At 33.9% G+C, this 14,744-nt stretch carries 14 protein-coding genes; 9 read left to right on the forward strand and 5 right to left on the reverse strand.

Annotated features, from left to right (window positions below):
• The first annotated feature begins 1 nt into the window (after position 1).
• From T360_RS15015 to T360_RS15795, 9 genes are all read left to right on the forward strand, one after another.
• A complete protein-coding gene (locus tag T360_RS15015) occupies positions 2-874 on the forward strand; it encodes a DUF4422 domain-containing protein (RefSeq protein ID WP_081772760.1) in 873 nt (290 codons plus the stop codon).
• A gap of 19 nt (positions 875-893) precedes the next feature.
• Positions 894-1,643 carry a hypothetical protein gene (locus T360_RS15020; RefSeq protein ID WP_051523484.1) on the forward strand — a complete coding sequence of 250 codons (750 nt, stop codon included), beginning with the start codon at positions 894-896 and terminating at the stop codon, positions 1,641-1,643.
• Positions 1,644-1,719: 76 nt separating this feature from the next.
• On the forward strand, positions 1,720-2,760 hold the full coding sequence (locus T360_RS0109150) for a hypothetical protein (protein WP_028912516.1): 1,041 nt from the start codon (positions 1,720-1,722) through the stop codon (positions 2,758-2,760).
• A gap of 70 nt (positions 2,761-2,830) precedes the next feature.
• The gene (locus T360_RS15785; RefSeq protein WP_051523485.1) at positions 2,831-3,304 is read left to right on the forward strand and encodes a hypothetical protein; all 474 of its coding nucleotides are present in this window, start codon (positions 2,831-2,833) and stop codon (positions 3,302-3,304) included.
• A gap of 144 nt (positions 3,305-3,448) precedes the next feature.
• Positions 3,449-4,597 (forward strand): acyltransferase family protein, encoded by a 1,149-nt coding sequence (locus tag T360_RS0109160; protein ID WP_028912517.1) that lies wholly within the window; start codon positions 3,449-3,451, stop codon positions 4,595-4,597.
• A 154-nt stretch (positions 4,598-4,751) separates the two neighbouring features.
• Positions 4,752-5,714: an alpha-1,2-fucosyltransferase gene (locus T360_RS0109165; protein WP_051523486.1), complete on the forward strand. Its 963-nt coding sequence runs from the start codon at positions 4,752-4,754 to the stop codon at positions 5,712-5,714.
• 8 nt (positions 5,715-5,722) lie between these two features.
• A complete protein-coding gene (locus T360_RS15030) occupies positions 5,723-6,502 on the forward strand; it encodes a glycosyltransferase family 2 protein (protein WP_051523487.1) in 780 nt (259 codons plus the stop codon).
• 6 nt (positions 6,503-6,508) lie between these two features.
• A complete protein-coding gene (locus T360_RS15790; RefSeq protein WP_051523488.1) occupies positions 6,509-7,489 on the forward strand; it encodes a glycosyltransferase in 981 nt (326 codons plus the stop codon).
• A gap of 6 nt (positions 7,490-7,495) precedes the next feature.
• Positions 7,496-8,404 carry a carbohydrate deacetylase gene (locus tag T360_RS15795; protein WP_051523489.1) on the forward strand — a complete coding sequence of 303 codons (909 nt, stop codon included), beginning with the start codon at positions 7,496-7,498 and terminating at the stop codon, positions 8,402-8,404.
• A 45-nt stretch (positions 8,405-8,449) separates the two neighbouring features.
• On the opposite strand, the gene T360_RS15045 is transcribed toward T360_RS15795, so the two are convergent.
• The 5 genes from T360_RS15045 to T360_RS0109205 all read right to left on the reverse strand — a co-directional run bounded on the left by T360_RS15045 (position 8,450) and on the right by T360_RS0109205 (position 14,733).
• A complete protein-coding gene (locus T360_RS15045) occupies positions 8,450-9,421 on the reverse strand; it encodes a glycosyltransferase (protein WP_051523490.1) in 972 nt (323 codons plus the stop codon).
• 146 nt (positions 9,422-9,567) lie between these two features.
• Positions 9,568-10,551 (reverse strand): DUF4422 domain-containing protein, encoded by a 984-nt coding sequence (locus T360_RS0109190; protein WP_051523491.1) that lies wholly within the window; start codon positions 10,549-10,551, stop codon positions 9,568-9,570.
• A gap of 338 nt (positions 10,552-10,889) precedes the next feature.
• A complete protein-coding gene (locus T360_RS15050; RefSeq protein ID WP_051523492.1) occupies positions 10,890-11,291 on the reverse strand; it encodes a nucleotidyl transferase AbiEii/AbiGii toxin family protein in 402 nt (133 codons plus the stop codon).
• Between the two features lie 210 nt (positions 11,292-11,501).
• The gene (locus tag T360_RS0109200; protein ID WP_028912520.1) at positions 11,502-12,743 is read right to left on the reverse strand and encodes a sialate O-acetylesterase; all 1,242 of its coding nucleotides are present in this window, start codon (positions 12,741-12,743) and stop codon (positions 11,502-11,504) included.
• 142 nt (positions 12,744-12,885) lie between these two features.
• Entirely contained in the window at positions 12,886-14,733 is a 1,848-nt protein-coding gene (locus tag T360_RS0109205) for a DUF4842 domain-containing protein (protein ID WP_036929312.1), read from the reverse strand.
• Positions 14,734-14,744 lie beyond the last annotated feature (11 nt).

Genomic DNA, 14,744 nt, shown 5'->3' on the forward strand with positions numbered 1-14,744 from the left:
TATGAAAGGATTAAATACAAAAATATTGGTCTGTTGCCATAAAAACGATATTATGGCAAATCAAGAACCATATCTCCCAATTCAATTAGGGAAAGCTATCACAGATACGAGTCTAGGTATTACTGTTGATAATACAGGTGAAAATATCAGTTATAAAAATCCTTCCTATTGCGAGTTAACAGGTATTTACTGGGCATGGAAAAATCTAAAGAATACTGATATTATTGGTTTATGCCATTATCGCCGTTATTTTGATTTTCATCGAGCATGCCAACATTTCAAACCATATACGACATTCCCCTCTTCAGTGTTTCCAAAAGTCGATCTCTCTATCCCCAATGATATAATTAACTTAGTAAATAAAGGAACGATTATTATTCCCCGAAAAGAGAATTATCCAATGTCGGTTTTTACACATTACAGCAATGGACACTCGAGTTTTGATATGTATATAATCAAAGATATCATAAAAAAGAATCTTGACGAAAAATACTCTAGAGCTTTTTGGAAAGCTTTGGTTCTCGAAAACACCATGGCTATCTGTAATATGTTTATTATGAATTGGGACAATTTTGACGCCTACTGCACATGGTTGTTTGATATACTTGAAGAAGCCGAAAAAAGAATAGACATAACAAATTACTCCCCATACCAACAACGAATTTATGGATTCTTAGCGGAGCGTCTCTTCAATGTATGGCTTTATGCAGAGAAGAAGAAAACAAAAGAATATCCTTTGCTTTTTTTCTCTGATGAAGAAAGTTACATGTCAACAATTGCTCCCTGGAAATACGAATTAGGATGTTGCATTAACAATATAATAAATATTACTCGGAGAGTAGAGTATAAATTTAAATTAACAAATTTAATATAAGTTAATAATTAGTTATTCTATGATTATCTTACTTCTAACAGCATGCATTAATCCTGGTAATACGTCTTTTACTGCTCTTAACAATCAAGAAGAGCGGAAAGCACAGTATATAAAGGCACTAAACTATTATATATCAAAAACTAATTACAAAATTGTATTTACTGAGAATTCCAATATCGATATAAGCCCGCTATTTGTAAAAGAGATCAAATCTGGAAGGCTTGAATGTCTAACCTTTTCTGGAAACAAAGAAAAGAACAGAGGGAAAGGTGTAGGTGAGTGTGAAATAATTCAACATGCATTAGAAAATTCAACTATAATTAACAGATACAAAAAAGTTCGTATAGTAAAGATTACTGGGCGACTCATTATAAAGAATATCAGACTAATTAACAATATACACCGTTTATTTTTTCCTATAAACACAATTTTATTTGCAATTAATTCTGATATATCATTTCCAGACAGCAGATACATAATCGCTCCAACAACTTTCTATATAAAGCTTCTCAATTTGAAGAAAGCAATAGATGATTCCGTAGGTTACTACTTTGAGCATGCCCTTCTTGATACTCTCATAAAAGAAAATAATTATTCTTACTCACCATTTTTCATACAGCCAGACATCGTTGGAGTGTCAGGCACTACTGGAAAATTATACGGAAGTCAAAATCATAACATATCTCATACTCTTAAATATATAAAATATGCAGCATCTCTTCGGTCCAAATTTAAGAAAAGATACCGATCGAATTCTCGATTAAACTGATATAGTGTATCACAATCATGTATTCTAAACAATATTATCAATAAGTATTTTATTAATATTTAAATTATCAATAGCTATGTACAAAAATTACAAAGTAATAGTAAATACAGCTGCAGGACGTCGCAGATACATGCAGTACTTAATTCCACAGGTTCTTGCATGTGATATAGTAGACAGATATGACTTGTGGCTTAATACAACGAACAGACAAGACCTTGAGTTCTTCAGAATCCTAGCAAAGAAATATTCCAGGATTAATCTTGTGTGGCAACCTGACGGGATAATCAATGGCAATGCCTCTATCAATGCTTTTTACAAACAATGCACTGATGATGATGCTATATATTTTAAACTTGATGACGATATCGTCTGGTTAGAGGACAATTTGATTAAAAACATGATTAAATTCAGGATTGACAATCCGGATTATTTCCTTGTTTCACCATTAGTCATCAACAACTCTCTTTCCACATATTTATTACAAATATATGGAAAATTGCGTTTAAACTATTATCATGACTCAAATCCATTTAGCGATGTCCTTTGGCAATCAGGCAAATTTGCAGCCGACCTGCATAACTGGTTTATTGACAATTATTTAAGACCCCAAAAAACCTCTCACCTGCATTTAGGAAATGGGAAGAATCCTGTATCAATGACCAGATTTTCCATAAATTCTATATTATGGTTTGGCAAGGATTTAAAAAAAATAGATGGGATCATTCCAAATGATGATGAAGAGTATATGTCATGCATTTATCCAACAACTCAAGGAAAGTCTAATTGTTGGAATACTAATGCTCTTGTTGCCCATTTCGCGTTTTTTACACAAAGGGATTATCTAGACAAAGAAGGCATTCTAGAGAAGTATGGTTCATTTTTGAAGGAACAATGGAGTGCAGATACGACTGAACACAAGGTATATCAAGATATTATTGAAGCCATGCAGTACGTTGAAATAAATTCACAGAATCTACCGCAAGCACCATATACACAGGTAACTAAAAAGAACAAATACCGTCTTAAGAACTTCATCAAGAAATTATATCCTGTTTGCGTCGCTCAAAAGATTCATATAATCCGTCGTGAGAAAACGCAATACATAACAAACATATAATCATACAACATCCCCATAGTTCAAATAGCGAATAACTGACAATTACAAACAATAAAGAAGTAATACAATCATGAATTTAGATAAAGCAAAAAAGAAACTCACAACCTACTTTACTGAGGCAAGTAAAGTACTTAATATTGATTACAAGTCTATTATTTTTAAATATGAAGGTATCGGTAAACGGTTTAATACAAACGATGTTACCTGCGAAGCTTCAGACAATAAATTATTTATCAATTTGGACTGGTTGAATATGCTACCAGAAAATGAAGATTATGATTTGAAATACCAGATGTATCATGAGGCTAGACACTTCTATCAGCATTACGCAATAATAGATTATCATAGACGCGGAAAAACCTCTGAGTTACTAGAAAACACCACAGCCACAAGATCAGAGCAACTACATAAGTCTCTCATTTATCGCGTACCATATCACAGTATCTTATACAAGCAGCCACTCGCCTTCACTTTTTACTGTCTCTGGCATTTATCGACTGTCTTGTTACCGCTGTCGCTTATTACACTAGAAAATGAATTTTAAACCTATAAAGACTCCCTTCCTCAAGAAATAACTCTATTATAGAGACTCTAAAAAACAGAAGACACCATTATTCACCATTTTTAACTCAATAAACAAACGTATTTAACTAAAGAATTGTAATTTTGCAATCTAAATCAATAACCTATGAATAAAAGAGAAGGCAAAGATTTAACATCGGAAACAATAAAGGCCCTACGTTTTCCTCTAACTGTAGGTGTTGTATTCATTCACTTTAGTTTGTCTAAAGGTCTTAATATACACGGTATATTCTATGGATTGAATAATCCAGATTGGTTTTTCTTTGTCACTAATTTTATAAGTGAGGTCTTATCAAAATTATGTGTTCCTTCATTTTTTTTCATTTCTGGATTTCTTTTTTTTCGCGAAGCGTATTTCAATAAAGATCTGTACATTCAGAAATTGAGCACTAGAATACGAAGCCTATTTATTCCATTTATCCTATGGAACATAATTGGCGCAGCTTTTATATTGTGTAAAAGTACCATTCCTTTTGTTTCGAATTATTACCCACCTATTGAAATTAGATTCTCATTTATACGATTATTCAGCACCTTCTTTAACAACTCAAACAATAGTGGCTTATTGGTGTATCCCGCAGATTTTCCCCCACCAATGGATATCTGCCCGATTAATATACCTTTATGGTATGTTCGAGAATTAATGATTATGGTATTATTAAGCCCATTGACATACTGGATAATTAAGAAAGGTGGCAAACTATCAATCATCGTTTTAGCACTGATTTGGTACACAACTCCTTTATTACTGCCAAAAGCCCATTATTTTCCAATGTTTATTCAAGCTCTATTTTTCTTTTCCTGGGGCGCATTTTATAATATACATCAAATTAACTTTATACACCTATTTCGAGAAGCTAAATACATTTTTTGTATTCTTTACTTAATTATTGCGATGACTGATGCTCTTACAAAAGGATCCACCTATAGCCTATATATTCACACTTTAGGTCTACTAGTTGGAATACCATTTGTCTTTATAATTGCATCATATATAGCTGAGTACTGGAATAATAAACCCAAACAGATTCTTATAGATAGTTGCTTCTTTATTTACGCATTCCATAGTCTCTTTATGAATGATATGGCAAAATTCGCCTTTAAGTCATTCCATAATATTGATTGGAATCCTTACATATGGCTTCTCTTTTACCTGTCTGTACCCATTATTACAACAGGTATTTGTATTTCACTATACTCTTTTATACGTTCTATAATGCCACATTTTTGTAGATTATTAATTGGAAATAGATAAACGATTTTTTCAATATTTCAAAAATGCCAATCTTTACAGTATGATTTACGATACTAATTAAACCAATGAATACTATTATTCCTTGAAATTATAAAATATGCAAAAAAAGCATCTAATCTCAAAATTATAGCTACCTTTGCAGAAAAGAAAAAAAATGATTATAGCAAAATCTATTTTAGGACGACTCGGGAACCAGATGTTTCAATATGCCTATTGCAGGGCTATCAAGGAAGTTGTTGGAGGCTCTTTAGCATTTAGCTTTGATAAAGTTTATCAACAGAAGGAAGCGGACGGGAATACAGATGGTTTTGAAGACTCACTGCAATACTTCAACGTAGATGATTACGAACTCTTTAATGGAGACATTCATAGTTATTTTTGCAACAAACTACAGTTATTTTTATACCGTTCACTTCATTATATCAAACGTAGGTGGTTTGAAAAATATTCGTGGCAATTAGTATTTTGTAGGATAGGGTTATATTATTACAATGACAAGAAAAATAACTTTCAAAAGGATATAAAATATCTTAGAAAGAAGGCATTATTTCCTAAATGTGTCTTTTGCTACGATTTCTTAGAAGAACCAGAGCGATTTAATAGCATTCGTCCAATCTTATTAAACGATTTTACCCCCAAGTTCGCCCCATTAGAAAGAAATAAAAAATTATATGAAATCATAAATAGTAACAATTCAGTTTGTGTATCCATAAGAAGAGGGGATTATATCAATACACAATATTCTGACTCATTTTATATTTGTGACGAAAACTACTTCAGATTAGCACTAAATAAGATTAAGCAATTAGTTAATAATCCTGTTATAATTTTCTTTTCAGATGACATTGAATGGGTAAAAAAGAATATTAATACAGACATCCTTTCCTATTATGAATCAGGAAATGACCCAGTATGGGAGAAATTACGTTTGATGTACAGCTGTAAACATTTTATCATTTCAAATAGTACTTTCTCATGGTGGGCTCAATATCTATCAAGAAATACAAATAAAATTGTAATATCCCCAGACCATTGGACAAATGATCATACTAAAAATGCAAAACATCTGATCTCTAATGATTTCATTACTATTCCCTGTGGTAAACCATCAAAATAACAACAAAAATGAAATACTCTATTATAACAATAAACTACAATCACATAGAAGGACTTAAACGTACTATCGAAAGTGTAATAAACCAAACAAGCATCAACTACGAGTTTATCATTATCGATGGTGGCTCAACAGACGGTAGTGTTGATATTATCAAAGAATACGAAAAACAAGTCGCATATTGGATTTCGGAGAAAGACAATGGTGTTTATCATGCGATGAATAAAGGTGTGGCACAAGCCCAAGGTGATTACTGTATCTTCATGAACTCAGGCGATTGTTTCCATTCTTCGAAAGTGCTTAAATCATTGGAAAAATATGAAGATGATATTGTGTGCGGACAGGTATCATCTTTCCCTAGCGGGCATCATAAGCCAACGATTTCCTTGGTAGACTTATTAAGAATAAGCCTCCCCCATCAAGCAATGTTTATAAAAAGAGAGCTCTTAATAAAACATCCATATGATGAAAAATACAAGATATTATCCGACTGGAAATTCTGTCTCGAAACACTAGTAATTGACAATTGTAGCTTTCGTACCGTTGAGATTATTGTAGCTGACTATGAGGGTGGTGGAATCAGTTCCAACTCTAAAGGACTTTTGCCTATTGAAAGAGAGCAGATTCTTAAAGAATTGTTTCCCCCACGAATACTTGTTGACTATCAAAAACTAATCCCCGTTGACGATGAACTTCTCGAACAATCTCTCCTATTAACTCAAACAGTAGGAGCCAGAAAATTGGTAAAACATTTTTCGAATCTAATATTACATCTAATCAACAAGAAGTAGGAAGCAATGGATTTAAGTGTTATTATTCCTGTATACAATACAGAAAAATATTTAGCTGCTTGTGTCAATAGTGTATTGCGACAAGAGAATGTTTCTTTGGAGATTATCCTCGTTGATGATGGCTCAACAGATTCATCTTCCAGCATCTGTGATAACTACGCAAAAATACATGATAACATTAATGTTGTTCATATCAAGAACTCTGGTCCTGCAACTGCAAAGAATGTTGGGCTTAAACTTGCCAAAGGAGACTATGTTTCATTCACAGATAGTGATGATGAGTTAGAACCAACTATGTTCCATGAGATGATCAGTGCTGGAAAAAAATACAACTCTGAAATTGTCTGTTGCAATTTTAAAGAAGCAGATGCTCATGGTGTAATAAGTCATACCAATTGTAGTGGAAACATTTATGTATTTGACAAGGTTGAGGCCCTTCGCCATATTCTTTCTAAAGACTTGATTTATACAGGATCTGTCACAAAGATATTCAAGAGAGAGTTATTAACTCAAAACAATATTTCTCACAATGATGGACTTAAAACCGATGAAGATTTCATAATGAACATCAAGGCTTTTGCGAGATGCAACCATTGTGTCGTTGTTGACAAATGTTTTTATATTATAAACTATAGAGAAAACTCCCTTTCCCACAGCTACTTTAAAGAGAATATTAATAAATACATTAACAACAGGTTTATCCGGTCTCAAATAATAGAAAAGACTGTTAATGAAGAATGCCCTGAACTTATCGAATGGGCATATCTGCAAAACATCATGTATTTTAATGAACTACTTGGAAGAATAACATTATTCCCTTCTTTATTTTATGATAAAAGAACAAAGGAAGCTATTAAATATATTGGAATGCATTGGAACATCCTAATAAAAAATCATTCTAAGTGTGGTTTTTCTAAACTAGGATGTTATCTAATAAAGTATTTGCCATCATATTTATACATGTTTTATCGTAAACTGAAGAATTAATAAATAATGATGAACAATAAAAAATATCTAATAATCAATGCTGATGACTTCGGAATGTCTTCAGAATTTAATCAGGCAATATGTCGTTTAATGAAACAAGGCATTGTTTCATCAACGTCATTAATGGCAAATGGCATAGCATTTGAAGAAGCAATCCGAATCATTCATGATTATAAAATTAAAAACATCGGAGTTCATCTAACTCTCACATGTGACGGGTTCGAGAATGACAACAAAATAACCTATTCAAGTATTACTCACGCCCATTCTTTAGAAGATAAGAATGGCATACTTTTTTGTTCATATAGGGATCTTGCATCAAATGCCACTGATGAAGATATTATCAATGAGATGTATTCTCAGATTATGAAGATTAACAATGCAGGAATTGAATTTACGCATATCGACAATCATATGTATAGTGTTATTCACTACTTGGGTTTTAGAGGATATAAATGTTTCTATAAAGCTCTCCATCGCATAAAGCCCAACAGGATTATTGGTTTTAGACATGCAACAAGAAAATATGAGATAGATGGTGTTAGAAGTGTTTTCCCTGGCAAAAGAATTCAACCATATGCATGGGGGATGAATTTATTATACCATCTTCGTTGTCCTGAATTTGTGTATACAATACCATATGCATCTCCTCTGTACGAAAGTGTTGAGCAAAAACAAGACTTACTTAATACTTTATTTTCAAATATCAAGAATGGGGTTAGTGAACTTCATGTGCACCCTGCAGCTTTTTCAGAAGAGCTTAGAAAAAGAAATCCGACATGGAAAGACAGGACAAACGAGTTTGAAGCATTAAAATGCTATTCAAAAGATCTTTTGATGGAAAAATATGGCATAAGACTAATATCCTATGCCGATCTAGTAAAAATGAAAAATTCCACGTTCTCCCATTTATAAATATATATAACATTAGTTGATGCTTCTTTAAATTATTACTAATGATTATTCTATGAATTTTAAGTATCTAAGAAACATTTTAATAAAAAACTTGGCTCCAAAAATCTTGGCTGTCACAAGCCATAGTTTCTCAGTATCACGAGATTTAAGAATATCTAACCATGAAGGGAATAGCAATCTGATTAATTGCAGTTGTGTATTAATATTTGCAGACGGTTCAGTCTGCTTTGCTATTATCAAACGCCTATATAATCGAGTAAAAGCCAACACTTTTTCAGTAATCATATCAGGAAATTGCTTAAAACACTCAAAAATTGCCGTATGCGCCTCAAACAAATCAATATTCTTATCGAAGGTATATTCACCAAACGTATAAGAATTAATCCTGTTACGTTGATAATAATACATGCCTTGTTCTGAGATATAAACAGACTTGGCCCTATTCACAAAAAAAGGCACCAAACAGGTATCTTCCGACACATGACCTACATTAAAATGTATTCCATCCCAGATATTTCGCTTATAAATCTTATTCCATATCACATATTCCAGAGGACTTCCAGACCACCAATTCCTAAAAACATTTTCCGAACCAACTAACAATGTACTAAAAGGCTTATGACAATCAAGTATTTCATCATTACTAATGTAGTTACAATAAGGATATTGAAGAATATCGACATCTCTATGCTCCAATAAATATTCCATATTTAAATTATATGTATCTGGAGCAAGAAAATCATCAGGATCTACGAAAGTAAGGTATTCCCCACTAGCCTTTTCCAATCCAGCATTCCTCGCAGAGCTAACACCACCATTATCTTTATGAATAACAATAATACGATTATCTTTTCTAGCCCATTCTTCACACTTTTTTGATGAGCTATCAGTTGAACCATCATCAATTAAAATTAACTCAATATTACAATAAGACTGACATAATATACTCTGAACACATCTATCAAGATATGATTCAACGTTATAGACTGGAGTTATAATACTTAACAATGGAACCATATTCAAATTCACTACATTTCAAAAATAAAATAGATCATAACCGTATTATTAAGAATCTAAACCTGCTTAGTAACAAGGCGTTCAATTGAATGACTGAATCTCAACATATAGAATAAAAGTATACTGAAAAGTTTACACCCTTACAATTAAATAGTATATCTCAAAACACTAAAAGCAAAGTCACGCATACACCTTTTTAAAAAGAACTTAACGTAAGACTTATCATACAAATTCGTCTCATCATCAAGCATTAATACCGGGATCTCTTTTACTTTATATTTCTCAGCTTCTACATAGACGTTTAGTAATCTTTCAGCAAAATATCCATATATACGTTTTTGATATTGCGAGTACTCTGTAATATCAATTTCTTCCTCAATCATCCTTAATATAGGGAAGAGCCAATTACAATAATTATCAAACTGTTGCCAACTCATAATAAACATATTATATGGATGAAATATATTGCTCTGAAATATGGACTTATAAAAAGCCGTGACATATTTAGGTTCTTGCGTCCTTTTTATCAAATCAAATAATAATCTTATATCACTTCCATTATGCCACTCACAATATTGATAATAGTTCGATGTATAAAAATGCATAGACTTTGCCAGTATAACCCCTCCTCTATTCAAAAAATCTATACTAGACTCATCTATCTCGACATTAACTTCATCTAAAGAGCCTTTTTTAATAGTTGTTGCTGGAAAGACTTTTCTTCCATAATGATTAAAGTCAAAATAACGCCTATAATGACACAAACCTATAAAATCGACGCCAGAAAGATTTTTCCAAGCCCAATACATTCCTGTTAGCTCGCAATAACTAGAATTTTTAAGACTTATGTTATCACCTGTATTATCTCCAATTAGTCCAAAATCTTCGCCAGTCAAAGCTTTCCCAACATGCACCGGAATATAACTATCAGACTGCTTTAATAAAGCATTTTTGTGACAACATACAATTATTTTACTATTATTCATAGAATTTGTTCCTACTTTTTTATAAGTTTTCAATATAATCCCCACCAAATCATATATTTTTTTTAATGGGGCTAAATTCTGCAGCACTTTAGTTTGACTTTGTTTATAAGTGTCTGAACTAAAAATTAGCCCAAACCTTGCCATATCAGTTATTCACTTGCCTTAGCGCTGCATTTCAAAACAAGCAAAATAATCAATGACATGGCAAAGGTACAAAAAAAAAAGAGTGATTCCCTCTTTTTGAGGAAATTTTTCACGTAAAACGTGACTTAAGCTAGAAATAGTTGTCACTTTAAGGGGAGGGAGAGGGAAAATAAGGAGTAGCAATGAAGCACAATACTTTGAACACATCTATCAAGATATGACTCAACATTAAAGACTGGAGTTATAATACTTAACAATGGAACCATATTCAAATTCACTACATTTCAAAAGAATCACCTATATTATTAACCTCAACGATTAAAAAACATGAAACTCTATCAAAAACTATCAATTAGAGTTCTAAATGATAGGATCCTATCTGCATTAGATTCATTAAAGAGCAAATGCTGGAAATCTCGTTTCTTTTGATTCAGGTCTATTTCCTTCAATCTATCACAAACTACAGACTTCAATTGCTCAATGGAGTTGATACCCACACGCGCTTGTAGAAATTCCAAATTGGGTTTTGTTTTGGACAAGAGGAATATCGCATCATAGAAATCCCTCCCCTTCTGGCGCGCCAGAATAGCAGTAAACTTCATTGCACAGAGAACATCTGTTGGAGGTGTTTGGATGTTGAAAAAGAAGCCCATTCGATTAACTGTTGCAATCTCCTGCTGATATCTTATGCCGTGATCCAGAGCTTCAATCTTCAGTAAGATTGTTACGGTCAAAATCATTTTCCCATAACAACACCTGATTGATGTTAAAACACCCCATCGGGTACATACGTTCTCTAAAGGTCAGAAAGTCCATCTATCACAATTCTGTTTCCAAAACTCTGCAAATATAGTGATTTTTAGAAATAAAAGCAAATATTTACGATATTTTTTACCGAATAACGCAAAATATTAATAAATGTTTTAAAATAAATGACTTACCATGCTATTTCAAACCATAAACTCAAATAACAGACACCAATTTGAGATATACTTCTCAGAATCTCTCAAATTGCCTCTTGAGCCATGCTTACGGCCACCTTTGAGGAATTCGCCATTAATACCATAGCGGAGTTTACAGTTCTTGGGGGATTCTGCACAATGAATAACAATAGAATTATAATCAATCTCAACATCAGAAATAATGTCCTTTCCATCACGGCGGATGACATTAAAGCCATAATTAGCTATCTTCTTTACTTGAATCGTATCAAAACATAAGGGTGGACAAGGAACATTAAAATCAATCCGAATGTCATTACCTTCAATATGATAGGCCATCGGCAACAAGCCTATATTCCGTTCCTGATTTCTGAGAATACCCAAGGCAGATCTTGCTGCGAGCTTGCCTATGGTTTGTTGACCAACCGCATCTATATGCAAAGATTCATTCACGAAATCGCAAGAATATGTAGGGCCACTCGCCCAAATCAGCGAATCATCTCTAATCAATTCCATCTGGGCTGTAGGTGCTTTAGCCTCTGTTCCATCATAATTGTTGGGCTTATAACGTAAGCCCTTTGTTATAGTTGACGTCTGGTAACAGATGATACGGATGTCATTTTTCTGATGAGTAACGTTTTTAATATCCGTTTTCAGATTATTATACATCTGATGGAAATACTCCTTATAGTCATAGTCAGGATATTCTACTATATCGGATTCACCTTGCATCCAACAAACTGCCGGCACAATAAACTCCCAGCCCCTGTCTTGAGCTTCATCATAAGCAGTTGCAATCTCCTCAATAAACTTATTATATGGTTCTGCAGGCTTCATCAGCTGCTGAATGGTGTTCATACCATGTCCTCCGGGGAAAATACAAACAATCGTGTCTTCTCCAAGTTTTGATGCTAACTCTTCTGCCATACTATAGACAGAAAGTTCATAAGCCTTTTTGTCATAGTGCAAAATGCGTTTTATCCATTGTTTGAATTGACTACTATGATCAAAATAGCCAAACGTATAGTCAAGCTTCTCTGTTACTATCCTGCCATTGTATTTTATACGGAGTGAATCAAAGTCCGTCAATCGGGTGGCTTCCTCACCCAAGGCATAGCTCTGGCCATACACAGGAATACAAACTACGACCTTATGACCATAGTCAGTATGATACATCTTATTATATACATATAAGGATATACCCAAAATCACTATTCCTATTATACCATATAGTCCAAACTTCTTATTCATCTAACAATCACAATTATTTTGTTCAAATACATGGGCAAAGATACATCTTTTTTCTGATTATTGCAAATACAATAATTAAAATCGTAATAAAAAACGTGTGAGGCGGAGGACCTCACACGCTTTTTTATTGAATGCTTATACTTTATTCAAAAACCTTTCCTGCTATCGGTTTGGTGTACCAATTGGTAGAAAGCACAGGATTACCGCCCCAGTTATTAAACTCCTTATAAGCATCCTTTATACATACTCTCTCTGCAGGATACTTAAAGTCGAATGGAATCATGATACCATGTGGATCCTGGCCCTTTCCTGCTAGTTTAACAGTGATCTTTGTTGTCGCGTCGTAAATATACGGCTGGTTTTCTGCATCCAAGAAACTGAACGACTCACTTACAGTTCTGCGAGCCGTAATCGCAGGAAGTTTCTCTGCCACTTTATCTGTATTAATAAACTGATCAGGTGCCTTTCCAAAGAGAGAATGAATCTCAACATCATCCTGGATAACGCCAGCTTTAACGTTCTTAACAAACAGTTCGTCGTTAGCTCCACAAGCAACAAGAGAATACTCAACCGTTGTTTTATTAATGCGCTTTGCCTTAATCACGATGTCGTTCAAATCATAATCACCCTTCTGAGTATCTTCGAAACAGAATGTATAGGTATTATACTCAAACTCGTGGGCTGTATAGATAGGTTCCACACTTCCCTCTACCTCCAATAGAATATCGTTGAAGTCTGTATCAGTACCAGACTCCCAGCACATAATACTACGGTCATTTATCTTTAGCCATGTGGCGCGAGGACTATCTAGAGGAAGGTCTTTCTTTTTGAATGAACTTGCAAAGTTTGTCTTATCATAATTATTTATATCGACATTTAAACGACCATCAAAATAAAGTTCACCTTGTTTCTTTTTATTTTCCGCAATAGTTTTAGCACGGACCATAAAACCGATCTTATATCCAGCTGGGAATTTAAACGTACCTTTTGTTTCGAGAGCAGGTGTCTTGCTATCACCAAAATATAGACAGGCATAGCTAATAGTCTTCTCGACGACGTCATTCTTATCGCCTACAAAATGATTACCAAAAGGAATCAACTTAAATTTTGGCAAGCTCTGCAAGAAAGCAACTTTATCAGCAGCATTCTCCAAATCTGCTGGTTTGAAATAATAATAATACAAATCAGAATTAATAACCTCTTCATAACCACCATCATTCTTATAGATAGGAGAAATTACAATCGGCCCATCCTCACCAGTTGTAACACGATACGCATTATCATCGGTATAACCAGCAGCTTTCACCTTATCCAAATTGTTATATGCTTTATTGGGCAGATATGCGAAAACCAAGTCTCGTACCAATGCATTATACTCAGCGCTGTATGGGTCTACAGGAATCTGCATACGATTATAGTCTTCATCAGAAAGCATATACAATTTCTCTTCTGGGATCCATCCCCTTTCTGCGGCAAAAGAACTCTCAATCTTGCTAATGGCGAAAGTACCGGTAGGAGCCGATACGGTGCGTGTTACTGCTCTGGTTTTAGCAGTCTGATCAAAAGAAACGCTACTGCCTTCTACCTTTTTATAATAGCAACCTTGGTTAGTATAGAATGCCACGTACAATCCCTCATTCTTAGAAGGAGCGTCGTAATTCAAAGAAACAGAAGACTGATTATTGGTCTCAGCCTGATTCAATATAGTCATTGAATTATAGGTCTCGCCTTCTCCATCAGTCTGAGCCACCAAAGCCATCACAGAAACTTTAGTCACTGCAGAAGTAACATTAATTGTTACCGTACCGCTAGTGGTGGTATTCCAATCCTGATTATCAGGAATCGAGAAGCCCAAGATCTGCTCGGCATGGCTCTTTATTTCTTCGTCAGTAACACCAGGGTTTGGTTCGGGCTCCGTCCCGTCAAAACCTTTAACGCAGCCAGATAGCAACAAAGAGCCAAAGACTGCATACAAAATAGTTTTTTTCATAATTAGTTCTA

Source organism: Prevotella sp. MA2016 (assembly GCF_000619825.1).
In the GTDB taxonomy this organism is placed as follows: domain Bacteria; phylum Bacteroidota; class Bacteroidia; order Bacteroidales; family Bacteroidaceae; genus Prevotella.